General features: G+C 63.3%; 11 protein-coding genes and 1 pseudogene. 7 read left to right on the top strand and 5 right to left on the bottom strand.

Translation table 11 applies throughout. The features are described from left to right. Window positions 1-41: 41 nt before the first annotated feature. The 3 genes from guaB to AC04SH_RS25050 are packed head-to-tail and all read left to right on the top strand — an operon-like array spanning window position 42 to window position 2,575. Complete coding sequence (gene guaB, locus AC04SH_RS25060; protein WP_112563527.1) at window positions 42-1,544, top strand: IMP dehydrogenase; 1,503 nt, start codon at window positions 42-44, stop codon at window positions 1,542-1,544. 43 nt (window positions 1,545-1,587) lie between these two features. Further along, a complete protein-coding gene (locus tag AC04SH_RS25055) occupies window positions 1,588-2,133 on the top strand; it encodes a hypothetical protein (RefSeq protein WP_488577177.1) in 546 nt (181 codons plus the stop codon). Window positions 2,134-2,155: 22 nt separating this feature from the next. After that, window positions 2,156-2,575 carry an MAPEG family protein gene (locus AC04SH_RS25050; protein WP_488577078.1) on the top strand — a complete coding sequence of 140 codons (420 nt, stop codon included), beginning with the start codon at window positions 2,156-2,158 and terminating at the stop codon, window positions 2,573-2,575. A gap of 16 nt (window positions 2,576-2,591) precedes the next feature. On the opposite strand, the gene rnd is transcribed toward AC04SH_RS25050, so the two are convergent. The 3 genes from rnd to AC04SH_RS25035 all read right to left on the bottom strand — a co-directional run bounded on the left by rnd (window position 2,592) and on the right by AC04SH_RS25035 (window position 6,366). Then, window positions 2,592-3,743 (bottom strand): ribonuclease D, encoded by a 1,152-nt coding sequence (gene rnd, locus AC04SH_RS25045; RefSeq protein ID WP_488577077.1) that lies wholly within the window; start codon window positions 3,741-3,743, stop codon window positions 2,592-2,594. Between the two features lie 75 nt (window positions 3,744-3,818). Further along, entirely contained in the window at window positions 3,819-5,063 is a 1,245-nt protein-coding gene (locus AC04SH_RS25040) for an MFS transporter (RefSeq protein ID WP_488577076.1), read from the bottom strand. Window positions 5,064-5,163: 100 nt separating this feature from the next. Continuing rightward, on the bottom strand, window positions 5,164-6,366 hold the full coding sequence (locus tag AC04SH_RS25035) for an MFS transporter (RefSeq protein ID WP_488577075.1): 1,203 nt from the start codon (window positions 6,364-6,366) through the stop codon (window positions 5,164-5,166). A 131-nt stretch (window positions 6,367-6,497) separates the two neighbouring features. On the opposite strand from AC04SH_RS25035, the gene AC04SH_RS25030 reads away from it, so the two are divergent. Together AC04SH_RS25030 and aspS are read left to right on the top strand one after the other, a co-directional pair. Beyond that, complete coding sequence (locus AC04SH_RS25030) at window positions 6,498-7,256, top strand: DeoR/GlpR family DNA-binding transcription regulator (RefSeq protein WP_488577074.1); 759 nt, start codon at window positions 6,498-6,500, stop codon at window positions 7,254-7,256. 130 nt (window positions 7,257-7,386) lie between these two features. After that, a complete protein-coding gene (gene aspS / locus AC04SH_RS25025; RefSeq protein ID WP_488577176.1) occupies window positions 7,387-9,177 on the top strand; it encodes an aspartate--tRNA ligase in 1,791 nt (596 codons plus the stop codon). Window positions 9,178-9,294: 117 nt separating this feature from the next. On the opposite strand, the gene AC04SH_RS25020 is transcribed toward aspS, so the two are convergent. Then, entirely contained in the window at window positions 9,295-10,485 is a 1,191-nt protein-coding gene (locus AC04SH_RS25020) for a hypothetical protein (protein ID WP_477232937.1), read from the bottom strand. A 403-nt stretch (window positions 10,486-10,888) separates the two neighbouring features. Here AC04SH_RS25020 and parC point away from each other — a divergent pair, with 403 nt between their 5' ends. Then, window positions 10,889-13,141, top strand: coding sequence for a DNA topoisomerase IV subunit A (gene parC / locus AC04SH_RS25015; protein ID WP_477232936.1), 2,253 nt, complete (start codon window positions 10,889-10,891; stop codon window positions 13,139-13,141). A gap of 236 nt (window positions 13,142-13,377) precedes the next feature. Next, window positions 13,378-14,592 (top strand): AI-2E family transporter, encoded by a 1,215-nt coding sequence (locus AC04SH_RS25010; RefSeq protein WP_488577073.1) that lies wholly within the window; start codon window positions 13,378-13,380, stop codon window positions 14,590-14,592. Here the strand turns inward: AC04SH_RS25010 and AC04SH_RS25005 are convergent. Continuing rightward, a pseudogene (locus tag AC04SH_RS25005) lies at window positions 14,580-15,475 on the bottom strand (DMT family transporter). The gene AC04SH_RS25010 and the pseudogene AC04SH_RS25005 overlap by 13 nt on opposite strands. Window positions 15,476-15,520 lie beyond the last annotated feature (45 nt).

The raw sequence follows: 15,520 nt of genomic DNA, 5'->3' as shown, positions 1-15,520 counted from the left end.
TTGTATTCTCCCAGCGCTTTTTCGTATTCGAAGGACTGGCCATGGCAAAAATCATCGAAACGTCCACCGGCGCGCTGGCGCTGACCTTTGACGATGTGCTGTTGCAGCCCGGCCATTCCGAGGTCATGCCCGGCGAGACCGATATCCGCACCCGCATCGCCACCGACATCGACCTCAATGTGCCGATCCTTTCGGCCGCCATGGACACCGTCACCGAGGCGAGGCTTGCCATCGCCATGGCGCAGGCCGGTGGCATCGGCGTCATCCACCGCAATTTTTCGCCGGCCGAACAGGCCGAGCAGGTGCGCCAGGTCAAGAAATTCGAATCCGGCATGGTCATCAACCCTGTCACCATCGGCCCCGACGCGACGCTCGCCGATGCGCTGGCCCTGATGCGCACCTATTCCATCTCGGGCATTCCGGTGGTTGAGAATGGCGGCACCGGTGGCCAGAAGATCGGCCGCCTGGTCGGCATCCTGACCAACCGCGACGTGCGCTTCGCCTCGGATCCGGGGCAAAAAGTCTACGAATTGATGACCCGTGAGAACCTGATCACGGTCAAGGAGAATGTCGACCAGGACGAAGCCAAGCGGCTGCTGCACCAGCACCGCATCGAAAAGCTCGTCGTCGTCGACAAAAAGGGCAATTGCGTCGGCCTGATCACCGTCAAGGACATCGAGAAGTCCCAGCTCAACCCGCACGCCACCAAGGACGCGCAGGGACGGCTGCGCGCCGCCGCCGCCACCAGCGTCGGCGATGACGGCTTCGAGCGCGCCGAGCGGTTGATCGACGCTGGCGTCGACCTGCTGGTCATCGACACCGCGCATGGCCATTCGCAGCGCGTGCTGGATGCCGTGACCCGGGCCAAGAAGCTTTCCAATTCCGTGCGCATCCTGGCCGGCAATGTCGCTACCGCCGAAGGCACGCAGGCACTGATCGATGCCGGCGCCGACGCCGTCAAGGTCGGCATCGGCCCGGGTTCGATCTGCACCACCCGCATCGTCGCCGGCGTCGGCGTGCCGCAGCTTTCGGCGATCATGTCGGCGGTCGAGACGGCGCACAAATCCGGTGTGTCGGTCATCGCCGATGGCGGCATCAAATATTCGGGCGACCTGGCCAAGGCGCTCGCCGCCGGCGCCAGTGCGGCCATGATCGGCTCGCTGCTCGCCGGCACGGACGAAAGCCCGGGCGAGGTCTATTTGCACCAGGGCCGCTCCTTCAAGGCCTATCGCGGCATGGGGTCGGTCGGCGCCATGGCGCGCGGCTCGGCCGATCGCTACTTCCAGGCCGAGGTGCGCGACACGCTGAAACTGGTCCCGGAAGGCATTGAAGGGCAGGTGCCTTACAAAGGACCTGTGTCTGGCGTGCTGCACCAGCTTGCAGGCGGGCTAAAAGCCGCTATGGGTTATGTCGGCGGCCGCGATCTTGCCGATTTCCGCGAGCGCGCCACCTTTGTGCGCATATCCAACGCCGGACTTCGTGAAAGCCACGCCCATGACGTCACGATTACCCGCGAAAGCCCGAACTATCCCGGCGGAGCCTGAACAGCAGCCGGAGCGGCACTTGCTCTGGCGCAACCAGGCGGCAATCGTGCTGCGGCTGTCGCGTCATGCCGGCGCGCTATGCGTTGCCTCCGCGGCGGTTTTCATCGCCATGACGCTGCTGGAGTTCTTCTATTTCCGCCAGTTGAGCGGCGGCCTGCCGTCGCTCGACGTGCGCTTTGGCGGTTTTACGCCGGATGAGGGCATGGCCTGGCTGACCGCACTCGGCCGGCGCGGCAGCGAGATCATCCTCGTCTGGCACTATCTGACCTTCGACCTTCTGTTCCCGGCGCTGCTGTCATTGACCATGGTCAGCCTGATCCTTGCCACCGGGCGGCGGGTGAAGCTCTTTCGCACCCTGCCGGTACAGTTTCAGTCGCTGTTGGCGCTGGCTGTGGTGCTTCCATACACCTGCGCCGACTATGCCCAGAACATTGCGGTGGCGCGGCTTTTGTCCGATGCGCTGTCGGCCAATCCGGATTCACTGTCCTTCGCCTCGTCTCTGATCGTCACCAAATTCGCGCTTCTGGCGATACCTGTCGCCGTCATCGCGGCTTTCATCGTCGCCAGCCAGCGGCGTCCACAGGCATGAACAACAAAGTACGGGCAACGCCATGAGCCAGACGGCAATCTTCTGGCCGATGCTGGCGCAGGTGCTGCTGGTCTATATCGTCTATGTGGTAATGGGCCGGCGCCGCTACGGTGCGGTCAAATCAGGCGAGGCCAAGGTCGGTCAATACAAGATGCGCACGACCGAGCCTGGGTCCAGCGTCACGGTCGCCAACAATCTCATCAACCAGTTCGAACTGCCGGTGCTTTTCTACGTGCTGTGCCTGGCGCTGCACGCGACCAATGGCGTCAATTATCTGACCTTGGCCCTGATGTGGATTTTCGTGATTTCCCGCTATGCCCACGCCTGGGTCCACCTGACCAGCAACAATCTGCGGTTTCGCAGCCGCGCCTTCTACCTGGGCGCGATCATTCTCTTGCTGGCATGGATCTGGTTCGCGCTGCATCTGCTCGGCCTGGTTTGAGCAGGCCGGCAAGTCTCTACATATCGAAAACCGCGATTTTGCGCTTGTCGAACTTGATGCCGATTTCGCCGCGCACCAGCTTCAGTGCAGTCTCGCCGAACACGGCGCGCCGCCACCCCTGCAGCGCCGGCACGTCGGCGGCTTCGCCTTCGGCAGCGATGCGGTCGATGTCGTCGCTTGACGCCAGCACTTTCGAGGCGACGCCTTCCTTCTCGGCGACGATCCGCAACAGCACTTTTAGCAGCTCTGCAGCCGCACTCGAACCCTCGGGCGGCTGAAAGCTCTTGGGCAGCTTCGGCATCTCTTCCCGGGGCAGAGCGAGCGCCGTGTTGACCGCGCCGAGCAATGCGGTTGCCGTCGATGACCGTTCCCAACCTTTCGGCGTGGTGCGCAGCTTGCTCAACGCGGCCGCATCGCGCGGCGCCTGCTGGGCGACCTCGTATATGGCGTCATCCTTGAGCACCCTGCCGCGCGGCACGTCGCGCTCGCGCGCCTCGCGCTCACGCCATGCCGCCACGGTCTGCACGATCGCCAGCTCCTGCGGCTTGCGCAGCCGCATCTTCAACCGCTTCCAGGCATCCTCGGGGTGTGGATCGTAGGTCTCGCGCGAGGTCAGCACCTCCATTTCCTCGTTCAGCCAATGGGCGCGGTTTTCCCGCTCCAGTTCGGCGCTGAGGTGCTTGTAGACATCGATCAGATGGGTGACGTCGGCCAGCGCATAATCGAGCTGCTTGTCGGATAGCGGCCGGTGGCGCCAGTCGGTGAAACGCGATGATTTGTCGAGCCGGGCGCCGGTGATGCGCTGCACCAGCTGGTCGTAGGAGACGCTGTCGCCGAAGCCGCAGACCATGGCCGCGACCTGGGTGTCGAACACCGGATGCGGCACCAGATCGCCGAGATGGACGATGATTTCGATGTCCTGGCGCGCGGCGTGGAACACCTTGACCACCGCCTCGTTGGCCATCAGCCGGAAGAACGGGGCGAGGTTGATATCGGGCGATAGCGGGTCGATCAGCGCGGTGACGCCGGGCGCCGCCATCTGGATCAGGCACAGAATCGGCCAGAACGTCGTTTCGCGGATGAATTCGGTGTCGACGGTGACGAAATCCGACTTTTCAAAAGCGGCGAGAACGGACTCGAGCTCATTTTGGGTGGTGATGACGTGCATCAAATCGCTTTTTAGTAACGGGTAAGGTTCTCTTTCAATTTCAGCCGTGGGCGCTTTCGTCAAGCCGCCCTTCGGTCAAGTATCCGTCGATCCGTCGGAATCGCCATTCCTGCGCGCCAGCCGCGCGAAGACAGTCGATGTGCGCAGCAGCGCCGTGAAGCGACTGCGCTTGCCCGCCGGCACGCTGCCACGCACCTGCATGCGGTAGAGGATGACGGCGATGAGGATGGCATAGACCGCAGCAATGAATACAAACAGGGCGCCTGGTCCGAAATACTGCATCACCGTCGACGCCGCGAAGGGGCCGCCAATGGCGCCGAACGAATAGAATAGCATCAAAGCGGCGTTGATCAGCACGAACTCGCCCTTGTCGGCGCGGTCGTTGGAATGCGCCGCCGACAACGAATAGAGCGGCATGGCGAAGCTGCCGAAGATGAAGACGATGACCAAGTTGAGGGTCGGATTGGCGACTGCGACGAAGGCCAGCGCCAGCGCCGCCAGCAGGGCGCCGCATGTGGTTGCCAACAGCACCGCGCGCCGGTCCCAGCGGTCGGAGAGATAGCCCAGCGGATACTGGATGAGGGCGCCGCCAAAAATGCCGACGCTGACGAAGGTGACGACGTCGGCCACCGACATGCCGATCTGCTCGGCATAGACCGGCGACAGTGTGCGGAAGGCGCTGTTGGTGACGCCGACGCAGATGCAGCCGAAGCAGCCGAGCGGCGAGATCCGCCAGACGCGCGCCAGATCCAGCTTGACGTCTTCCGGCGGCGTCGGGTTGGAACGGTCGCCAAGCGACACCGGCACCAGCGACAGCGTGATCATCATCGACATGATGGCGAAAATGGCAAAGCCGCCGGGGCCGAAGATCGGGATCAGGAACTGCGCGCCGGTCACCGAGCCTATATCGACCATGCGGTAGATGGCGAGCACCCGCGCGCGATCCTTGTTTTCGACGCCGGAATTCAGCCAGGCTTCCATGACGGTGAACAGGCCGGCAAAGCAGAAGCCGCCGGCAAAACGGATGGCGCACCACATCACCGGATCGATGACCAGCACCAGGAGCAGCGTGCCGGCCGAGGCGGTTGCGGCCAGCGCCGAAAAGGTTCTGACATGGCCGACCGCCTTCAGGATGCGGGTGACGGCGAGGCAGCCGAGCAGGAAGCCGGCGAAATAGAACGTGCCCATCAAGCCGATGTCGGAGGCCGAAAATCCCTCCTGCGCGCCGCGCAACGCAATCAGCGTGCCCTGCAGCCCGTTGCCGCCAAGCAGGATGCCGGCGGCGATGAGGAGCGGGATCAGCGGGCGGATGGAGGACATGAAGGAAATCGCTTGGTCGGCTTCCTTCTTGAACCATCATATCAGCCAATGCCAGCGGCAATTCTGCTAGCCAACAGGCGCGTGCCTACAAGATCGCCGTTCAAGCTTCGTGAGCCCTCGCCAAAGCTTCACCCGGCTGCGCGGCAGGGCTGGCCGCCCTTCGGCCAAGCGAGCCGGCGGTCAGCAGGCTGAGGATGATAAACGGGATGCCGATGCCGAAGGCCGAACGGATGCCCCAATGGTCGGAGACGAAGCCGAGCAGCGGCGGGCCGAGCAGGAAAGCGACGAAGGAGATCTGCGACAGCGCCGCGACATTGATTGCCGCCGAGCGGTCCGTTCGCTGGGCGGCCGCCGAGATCGCCAGCGGAAAGATCGCACTGCTGCCGATGCCCAGCAGGGCAAAGCCCAGCATCGATACAAGCGGGGCAGGCGAGAAGAAGACGAGCAGCACGCCTACCGCCATCGTCGCCAGCAGCACCTGCGCCACGCCGCTTGGCGAGTGGCGCTCGACAAAACTGTCGGCGAAGAAGCGCGTGCTCGCTTGCGAGAATGCAAACAGCGCCACCGTGAAGCCGGCGACGAACGGGCCTGCATCGAAGACTGTGCGCATGTAGATCGCCGACCAGTCGATGCTGGCGCCTTCCATCAGCATCGCCGACAGTGTCACCGCGACGAGGACGAGGATCGGCAGCGTCGGCCGCGCCAGCCTTGGCGCCGTCTCGTCATTGCCGGCAAAGCGGCTCGGCGCCGGTTCGTAGCCGCCGAGAAACAGCGCTATTCCTATCGCCACCATCGGTACGACGATCGCCAGGTGCAGTTGCGGCGATATGCCGAGATGCGCAAGTGCCGCGCCGAACAGGCCGGCGCCGAAAAAGCCTATGCTCCAGAACGAATGCGCGCGGTTCATGATCCGGCGCTTGAGCAGGAATTCGGTCCTGTCGGCCTCGACATTGAGGATGATCTCGACGCTGCCGATCATCAGGCCGACTGGAATGAGCATCAGGAACAGCGCCAGCGGCCCAGGCGCGTGCACGGCAAGGGCATAGGCTACCGACAAAAGCGGGACTAGCCCGAGCAAGGCGCGGCGAAAGCCGACGCGCTCCAGGATCGGCGCCGCCAGCGTCAGCGCGGTCAAGGTGCCGATCGGCGTCCCGATCAGGCTGAGCCCGAGCGTGCCGTCCTCGATGCCCATGGCATGCTTGATATCAGGCAGCCGCGGAAAGATGTTGCCCATGCCGAACGAGTAGATCGCAAAACCGGCATAGACCCGGTGTTGCGGAGCGAGGCGGAGGCCGAAGGTCATGACGATGCTTTCAAGACAGGGGAGGCTTTCAAGAGAGGAGAGCAGGGGTTGCCACCGCCTGGATGTGCCCCACATCTTGCACAAACGTGCAAATCATGCAAGAACGTGCACAAAGAAAACAGGATCATGCAATGCTGACCGACGAGCGGCATCAAATTATCCGCGATCGCCTGGCCGTCGAGGGAAGGGTGCTGGCCGGCGAACTGGCGAGCCGCTTCGGCGTTTCGGAAGACACGGTTCGCCGCGATCTCAGGGAGCTCGCTAAGGCTGGGCAATGCCGCCGCGTCTATGGCGGCGCGGTCGCAGCCGCACCGTTCGCCGCCACGCCTGTCGGCCTGCGCGCCGGCCATGCGGTCGAAGAGAAGACGCGGCTGGCCCGCGCGACCGTGGCATTGCTGTCGCGTGGACAGACCCTGTTCATCGACAGCGGCTCGACCAATGCCGCGATTGCCCGGGCTATCCCGCGCGACCTCGATCTGACCGTCGCCACCAATTCGCTCGAAGTTGCCACGGCGCTGTCAGAGCACGCTTTGATCGAGCTGATTGTGCTGGGCGGCCGGTTCGACCGCCACCTCGGCGCCTGCGTCGGCGCCGACACGCTTGCCGCCGTCGCGCAGCTTGGCGCGGACCTGTTTGTTCTGGGATCCTGCGGTCTCGATGCCTCGCGCGGCGTGACGGCCTTCGATTCGGCGGAGGCCGAGGTGAAGCGGGCCATGGCCAAGAACAGCGCCGGTATCGTCATCGCCGTCACCAATGACAAGCTGGCCACCGCCGCACCCTTCAGGGTCGCCAGCCCCGAAGCGATCCGCCATCTTGTGGTCGAAAAGACCGCGCCGGCCGCGATCCTCGCCGATTTCGAGCGTCAGGGCGCTGAGATCCATTTGGCCTGAACAACCGGCCTGCGCCCGATCACCCCGCTTGCCTTGACAAATCCGGCCTCCCATGCGCTTTTCGCGCAAATTTTGGACCGAGCTTTTACGCTCGGGCCACAACCCAGCACCCCGGACTTTTGACATGACAATGCATCGTTACCGCAGCCACACCTGTGCCCAGTTGAGAAAGAGCGATGTCGGCTCTTCCGTTCGCCTGTCGGGCTGGGTGCATCGCGTGCGCGACCATGGCGGCCTGCTGTTTATCGATCTGCGTGACCACTACGGCCTGACCCAGATCGTCGCCGATCCGGATTCGCCCGCCTTCAAGGTCGCCGAGACGGTGCGCGGCGAATGGGTGATCCGTGTCGACGGCGAAGTCAAGGCGCGCCTGCCGGACACCACAAATGCCAACCTGCCGACCGGCGAGATCGAGATTTTTGCCCGCGAGATCGAAGTGCTGTCGGCGGCCAAGGAATTGCCGCTACCGGTGTTCGGCGAGCCGGACTATCCCGAGGATATCCGCCTGAAATACCGCTTCCTCGACCTGCGTCGCGAGACGCTGCACCGGAACATCGTGGCGCGCACCAAGATCATCGCCGAGATGCGCAAGCGCATGACCGATGTCGGCTTCACCGAATTCTCGACGCCGATCCTGACGGCCTCGTCGCCGGAAGGCGCGCGCGACTTCCTGGTGCCGTCGCGCATCCATCCCGGCACCTTCTACGCGCTGCCGCAGGCGCCGCAGCAGTACAAGCAGCTGATCATGGTCTCCGGCTTCGACCGCTATTTCCAGATCGCGCCCTGCTTCCGCGACGAGGATCCGCGCGCCGACCGGCTACCCGGCGAATTCTACCAGCTCGACCTCGAAATGAGCTTCGTCGAGCAGGACGACGTGCTGTCGACCATGGAACCGGTGATGCGCGGCGTCTTCGAGACCTTCGCCAACGGCAAGCCTGTGACGCAGAAATTCCAGCGCATTCCCTATGATGTCGCGATGCGCAAATACGGTTCCGACAAGCCGGACCTGCGCAACCCGATCGAGATGCAGGCCGTCTCCGATCATTTCCGCGATTCCGGCTTCAAGGTCTTCGCCAACATCCTGGCCAACGATCCGAAGGCCGAAGTGTGGGGCATTCCGGCCAAGACCGGCGGCAGCCGCGCGTTCTGCGACCGCATGAACTCCTGGGCGCAAGGCGAGGGCCAGCCGGGGCTGGGCTACATCTTCTGGCGCAAGGAAGGCGACAAGCTAGAAGGCGCCGGTCCGCTGGCCAAGAACATTGGTGAGGAGCGCACCGAGGCGATCCGCCAGCAGCTTGGCCTTGCCGATGGCGACGCCGCCTTCTTCGTTGCCGGCGATCCGAAGAAGTTCGTCACCTTCGCAGGTGCCGCACGCACGCGTGCCGGCGAGGAGCTGAACCTCGTCGACCGCGAGCGCTTCGAACTGTGCTGGATCGTCGACTTCCCGTTCTTCGAATGGAACGAGGAGGAAAAGAAGATCGATTTCGCCCACAACCCGTTCTCGATGCCGCAGGGTGGTATCGAGGCGCTGAATGGCAAGGATCTGCTCGGCATCAAGGCTTTCCAGTACGACATGGTCTGCAACGGCTTCGAGATCGCTTCCGGCGGTATCCGCAACCATCTGCCGGAAACCATGGTCAAGGCGTTCGAGACGGTCGGGCTGGATCGCGCCACGGTCGAGCAACGTTTCGGCGGCCTCTACCGCGCCTTCCAGTATGGCGCCCCGCCGCATGGCGGCATGGCGGCCGGCGTCGACCGTGTCGTCATGCTTCTGGTCGGCGCCAAGAACCTGCGCGAGATCACCATGTTCCCGATGAACCAGCAGGCCTACGACCTGTTGATGAACGCACCTTCGGAAGCCAGTCCCCAGCAGCTGCGCGAGCTCTCTCTGCGCGTCGCGGCGGTGAAGAAGGACGTCTGATCGCGAAGTTCCCGCGGTTCTTTAACAAACCGCGGGAACCGATTCTTTCGGATAGACAATCCAACAAAAAAGCCCGGCATCGCTGCCGGGCTTTTCGCTTTTGAGCGTTTCGCTCGATCAGTCTTCGTTGGCCTTCACGTGGACGCCGAGCGTCTTCGGCAGGTCGAGCGGGTTGGACATCGCACCCGCCATGATCAGCGCGAACGGCACCGCTGCCGGCGGCTCGGCCGAAATCTCCAGGCTCTTCGGGTCGTCGAGGTATTTGCTCACAGCGGCCGTCACCTCGGCGGTCAATTCGGGATTGTTGAGCTGTGCCATGCCGAACGGCACGATCGCCTTGGCCTGGTTGGCGATGTCCTTGCCCGACATGCCCTGCTGCTTGCCGACATACTCAAGCACCTTGCCGGTCAGCGAATCGTCGTCGAAGCGGACCGAGGCGCCGTTGAAGGAAAGCTGCTGCAACAGGCCGAGCAACGCCATGCCTTGCGCCGAGTTGTCGGCCCCTTCGGGCTGCGCCGCCATCTTCTTCTGCATCTCCTGCATCGACTTGACGAAGTCGACAGTGTAGCCGCCGAGGCCGAAGGTCATGCCGAGCGTGCCGGCATTCTCGACCGAGATGTCGTATTTCGACAGGTCCATCTTGCCGTCGCTCGGCTGCCAGGTGCCGCCGATTTCGATGTTGCCCGATATGTTCTGGTAGCCCAAGGCGTTGATTGCTTCCTTGGACTTCGCATCGTCAACCAGGGTCAGGTCGGCGTTGAACTTTTCCGTGGTGGCGGAAAATTCCATCGCCTTGCCGTCGGCCGGGGGCGTGATCTGGACAGCAACGCCATCCACCGAGAAGGCGGTCTTGTCGGCAACCTTGACCGTCAGGTTTTCGAGTTCGGCCGACTTGTAGATCATCATCGAGCCGAGCGGGCCCGTAGCGCCCTCGGCCGGGATGTTGGCGTCATGAATGACGAAGGGGGTGAGGTTGAGCGTGACGCCGTCCTTGCTGTGCTCGAACGCGGACGTCGAGATGGTCGCGATATCGAATCCGCCATTGGCCTCGGTCACGCCTTCAAGCTTGACGTCGCCGATCGGCAGCGCTTCCTTTTCGGCCGCCGGTTTGACCGACACGCCCTGCAGCACCATGCTGGAATTGTCGCCGGTAACCCCGGTCCAGGTGATATCGACGCCCTGGACGGCAAGTGCGGCCTTCAGCCGGTCGGCAACCGCCGCGTCCTGCGCAAAGGCGGCATTGAGCGGCAGAGTCAGCAAGAAGGTCGAAAAAGCGAGTTTCTTGAGTGTCGAGCGTTGGATTGTCATCGCGAGTTCCCTGAGAGAGTCCTGAAAATGTTTTCTTGAGTTCTGCGCCATCACCATTCCGTGACGAACTGGACGGGAAAAAGGCGCTTTCCCGCAGATTTGTCGAAAATCACGGCGAAAGGCAAACCGGAGCGGGAGCCTTCGCTCAATGCGGTGAATATGTCATGAAGGTCGGGCTCCCCTGAATACCGTCTCCTGCCTTAGAGAGGGCGTGTAACAGATTGATGTTGGTTGGCAACAGCACTGCTGCCGGTGCTGTTGCACAGGGAACGGCACGTGGAACATGAAGTCCGTCACATCCGTCGTCGGATACTGAGCCGCCTTTCACAGCCCGGAGGCCGCAAATTGCGGATTTCCGCAGCTCCGCCTTGCCGCGAATCACCCGCTCGGCTAGTCCACCCGCATGGGAAAAAGGCTTTTGCCGCCTGAAGATGGCGGCGGTGACCATATCGAACCGGTCGATCTGAAGAAAGCGCTGGAAGAGCGTTATCTCGCCTATGCGCTGTCGACCATCATGCACCGGGCGCTGCCGGATGTGCGCGACGGACTGAAGCCCGTGCATCGCCGCATCATGCACGCCATGCGGCTGCTGAGGCTCAACCCCGACCAGGGCTTTGCCAAATGCGCCCGCATCGTCGGCGAGGTGATGGGCAAGTTCCACCCGCATGGCGACCAATCGATCTACGACGCGCTGGTGCGCCTGGCGCAGGACTTTTCCATGCGCTATCCGCTGGTCGACGGGCAGGGCAATTTCGGCAATATCGACGGCGATAACGCCGCCGCCATGCGCTACACCGAGGCGCGCATGACCGACGTGGCGACGGAACTGCTTTCCGGCATCACCGAGGACGCGGTCGACTATCGGCCGACCTACAATGAGGAGGACGAGGAGCCGGTCGTGCTGCCCGGCGCCTTCCCGAACCTGCTCGCCAATGGCTCGTCCGGCATTGCGGTCGGCATGGCCACCTCGATCCCGCCGCACAATGCCGCCGAGCTTTGCGATGCGGCCCTGCACCTGATAGAGGATCCGAGCGCGCCGGTGGCGAAGCTGATGGACTTCGTCCAGGGTCCGGATTTCCCGACCGGAGGCATCATCGTCGACAGCCGCGCCTCGATCCTCGAAGCCTACGAGACGGGCCGCGGCGGTTTCCGCGTCCGGGCCAAATGGGGCCAGGAAGACCAGGGCAGGGGCACCTGGAGCATCGTCGTCACCGAAATCCCCTATGGCGTGCAGAAGGCGCGGTTGATCGAGAAGATCGCCGAGCTTCTGATCGCGCGCAAATTGCCGTTGCTCGAAGATATCAGGGACGAAAGCGCCGAGGACATCCGCGTCGTGCTGGTGCCGAAGAGCCGTTCGGTCGATCCCGGCATCCTGATGGAATCGCTGTTCAAACTGACCGAGCTCGAAAGCCGATTTCCCCTCAACATGAACGTGCTGTCGCGCGGCAAGGTGCCCAACGTGCTGTCGCTGAAAGGCGTGCTGCAGGAGTGGCTGGAGCACCGGCGCGATGTGCTGATCCGCCGCTCGAAGCATCGCCTCGGCGAGATCGAAAGGCGCCTCGAGATCCTTGCCGGCTACCTGATCGCCTACCTCAACATAGACGAGGTGATCAAGATCATCCGGGAGGAGGACGAGCCCAAGCAGGTGATGATGGCCCGCTGGTCGCTCACCGACACCCAGGCCGAAGCCATCCTCAACATGCGGCTGCGCGCCTTGCGCAAGCTGGAAGAGTTCGAGATCCGCAAGGAGTTCGACGGCCTCACCACCGAGAAGAAGCAGATCGAGGCGCTGCTGGCGTCGAATGCCAAGCAATGGTCGACGATCAAGTGGGAAGTCGCCAGTATCCGCGACAAGTTCGGCCCCGAGACCGAACTCGGCAAGCGCCGCACCCAGTTCGCCGACGCGCCGGAACACGATCTGACTGACATTGCCCATGCCATGATCGAGCGCGAGCCAGTCACCGTGGTGGTCTCGGAAAAGGGCTGGCTGCGGGCCATGAAAGGCCATCTGGCCGATCATTCGACCTTGACCTTCAAGGAAGGCGACAGCCTCAAGCTCGCCTTCCATGCCCAGACCACCGACAAGATCCTGGTCTTCACCACCGGCGGAAAATTCTACACCATCGGGGCCGATCGGTTGCCCGGCGGCCGCGGCCATGGCGAACCGATCCGCATCATCGTCGACATGGACAACGACCAGGACATCGTCACCGCCTTCGTCCACGACCCCAAGCGCAAGCTGCTGCTCGCCTCCTATGATGCCAACGGCTTCATCGTGCCGGAGGAAGAGGTCGTCGCCAACACCCGCAAGGGCAAGCAGGTGATGAACGTCAAGGCGCCCGACGAGGCCAAGGCCTGTGTCCCGCTTTCAGGCGATCACCTCGCCATTGTCGGCGAGAACCGCAAGATGCTGGTCTTCGCGCTGTCCGAAATCCCCGAAATGGGCCGCGGCAAGGGCGTTCGCCTGCAGAAATACAAGGATGGCGGTCTGCTCGACCTGAAACCCTTCACGCTGGCGAGCGGCCTGTCATGGCAGGATTCGGCCGACCGTACGTTTACCCGGTCGCGCGAGGAGTTGGCGGAGTGGATTGGCGCCAGGGCATCGGCCGGACGGATGGTGCCGAAGGGTTTCCCGCGGACGGGGAAATTTGGGTAGTGCGGCTTTCCCTTCTTCCCTTGTGGGAGAAGGTGTCGCCGGATCAGGGGTGTTCCAGGGAATGCCAACGCCTCACTCCGCTGGAACACCCCTCATCCGTCTCGGCGCTGCGCGCCGATCCACCTTCTCCCACAAGGGGAGAAGGAAGAGGCGCCACCCAACCATTTGGACTATCGTCACGATTGCGGCACTATAACAGTGCATAAACGCTGGGTAGGCCGGGGAGAGATGGGCGTTTGAAGGAAGCGAAGATCCAGAAGCCGGAGCGTCAGCAGCGCCTGTTCGGCCTGTCGACGCCGTTGAGGGCCGCCGTCATTCCGCCGCTGTCGGCGGCGCGCTGGCTGCTGGTGCTGATCGTCGCCGCCGGTGTCTATTTCTTCCACGGCTTTCTGTTTCCGGTGCTGGCAGCGCTTGTCATCGCTTTCGCCAGTTGGCCGCTCTATCGCCGGCTGCTTGCCGGCGTCGGCGGCAACCGCACGATTGCCGCGACCTTTGCCATCCTGTTCATCCTCACCTTCCTGGTGGTGCCGATCGCGCTGGCCGGCACCTACGCCATCAACGAAGTCCGCGAATGGGTCGGCTGGGCGATCGAGACCAACCGGCATGGCGCCGTCACACCGCACTGGATCACGACGCTGCCGGTGATCGGCGAGTGGCTGAACGAACAGTGGGTCGACAATTTCGGCCACCCCGGCGGCATCGGCGAGCTCATCCAGCTGGTCAGCGGCGCCAATATAGGCAGCATCTATCGCGGCGTGCTGGCGGCTGGTGGCAGCGCCTTCGGCCTGCTTTTGACGCTGCTGTTTATGATGATCGCCCTGTTCTTCGCCTACCGCGACGGCGAGCAGTTCGCGGCCCAGATCGACCGTCTCGGCGAACGCATCCTGCCGACGCGCTGGGAGCGGATTTCGCGAGTCGTGCCGGCAACCATCTCATCCACCGTCACCGGCATGACCGTGATCGCCATCGGCGAGGGGCTGGTGCTGGGCGTCGCCTACTGGCTGGCCGGCGTGCCGTCGCCGGTGACGCTCGGCGCATTGACTGGCGTGATGGCGTTGATCCCCGGCGGCGCGCCGCTGTCCTTTACCCTGGTGTCGATCTACCTCGCCGCCAGCGGCTCGCCGATGGCGGGGCTGGCGCTGTTCGTCTGGGGCGCGGTGGAACTCTTCATCGTCGACAAGACCTTGCGCCCGAAACTGGTTGGCGGGCCGATCAAATTGCCTTTCCTGCCGACCTTTTTCGGCCTGATCGGCGGCGTCAAGACCATGGGCTTTCTCGGCCTGTTCATCGGCCCGGTGCTAATGGCGCTGCTTGTGGCGATCTGGCGCGAATGGCTGCGCGAGGTGGAACTGGCCGAGGATACCGTTCCCGAGGCCGTGACAGAGCTCGAAGGCGGACCGCCACAGATCGAGATTGTCGCCGGCCCGGCGAAGAAAAGTCAGACCGGGTAAGCGACCGCAAGCGCCGCCCGACGCTTGCGCCCCTCATGCAACTGCCACAGCGAATGCGCGACCAGCGTGACGATGAGGATGGCGCCGCCGATCAGGCTGTTGCGCGACGGCGTCTCGGCAAAGATCATCCACACCCAGACCGGCGCCGCACTGTTTCCAGGAGATAGAACATCGCCACTTCCGGGCCTGAAATGTATTTCGGCCCGTTGGCGAGGCAGAAGAAGGCGAACGGCATGACGACAGCGCCGTTGAGGACGATCCACCATGGCGCCTCCACTTGAAAACCGGTCCTGGAGACCATGAACACCGCCAACGCAAAAGGCAGGAGGACACCGGTCAATGCGGTGAAACCCATATCCTTGCCGCTGGCGCGCGAGATGGTGATGGCGCAGGCAATCGCGAAGGCCGAACACAACGCCATCACGTCGCCGAACAGGTGTCCGGTGCCGATGGAATCGCCGACGATGATGGCGATGCCGACGATCATCAACGCCATTGCCGCAAGCGTCAGCGGCCGCGGCCGCTCGTTCAAAAAGAGCCATGACAGCAGCGCCGAAAACATGGTGGAGAAGGCCAGGATGAAAACCAGATTGGCGGTCGAGGTGTTGTAGACGCCGGTGATGAAGGCGACCGCGCCGAGCCCGTAGATCACGGCGACAATCAGCCCCGACCAGCCGGGTATGAGCTGCGGCGCATTCCTGCTGAACGAGCGCCAGACGGCCCATACGATCAGCGCCGCCACGAAGGTGCAGCCGGTGCGCAGCAAAAGGATCGTCCACGCTTCGCCATGAGCGAGCCGGATCAGCGGGATGTCGACGGTCAGTATCAGCCCGCCAAGCGCGGTGAGCAGAAGTCCTTTGGTGTGAGCGTTGTGAGATAACATGCAATGACTTTCGCAATGGACGAGAGGCAGGATGACCGGCCGGCG

Source organism: Mesorhizobium sp. CNPSo 4688 (assembly GCF_057784295.1).
The sequence above is the reverse complement of the archived record's forward strand: the minus strand, read 5'-3'. Positions and strand labels throughout refer to the sequence as shown.

What these genes read in the sequence shown, in the direction of transcription:
- guaB (WP_112563527.1), top strand. Translation starts at nt 42, where the DNA reads ATGGCAAAAATCATCGAAACGTCCACCGGCGCGCTGGCGCTGACCTTT.
- AC04SH_RS25050 (WP_488577078.1), top strand. Translation starts at nt 2,156, where the DNA reads ATGAGCCAGACGGCAATCTTCTGGCCGATGCTGGCGCAGGTGCTGCTG.
- rnd (WP_488577077.1), bottom strand. Translation starts at nt 3,743, where the DNA reads ATGCACGTCATCACCACCCAAAATGAGCTCGAGTCCGTTCTCGCCGCT.
- AC04SH_RS25040 (WP_488577076.1), bottom strand. Translation starts at nt 5,063, where the DNA reads ATGTCCTCCATCCGCCCGCTGATCCCGCTCCTCATCGCCGCCGGCATC.
- AC04SH_RS25035 (WP_488577075.1), bottom strand. Translation starts at nt 6,366, where the DNA reads ATGACCTTCGGCCTCCGCCTCGCTCCGCAACACCGGGTCTATGCCGGT.
- AC04SH_RS25030 (WP_488577074.1), top strand. Translation starts at nt 6,498, where the DNA reads ATGCTGACCGACGAGCGGCATCAAATTATCCGCGATCGCCTGGCCGTC.
- aspS (WP_488577176.1), top strand. Translation starts at nt 7,387, where the DNA reads ATGCATCGTTACCGCAGCCACACCTGTGCCCAGTTGAGAAAGAGCGAT.
- AC04SH_RS25020 (WP_477232937.1), bottom strand. Translation starts at nt 10,485, where the DNA reads ATGACAATCCAACGCTCGACACTCAAGAAACTCGCTTTTTCGACCTTC.
- parC (WP_477232936.1), top strand. Translation starts at nt 10,889, where the DNA reads ATGGGAAAAAGGCTTTTGCCGCCTGAAGATGGCGGCGGTGACCATATC.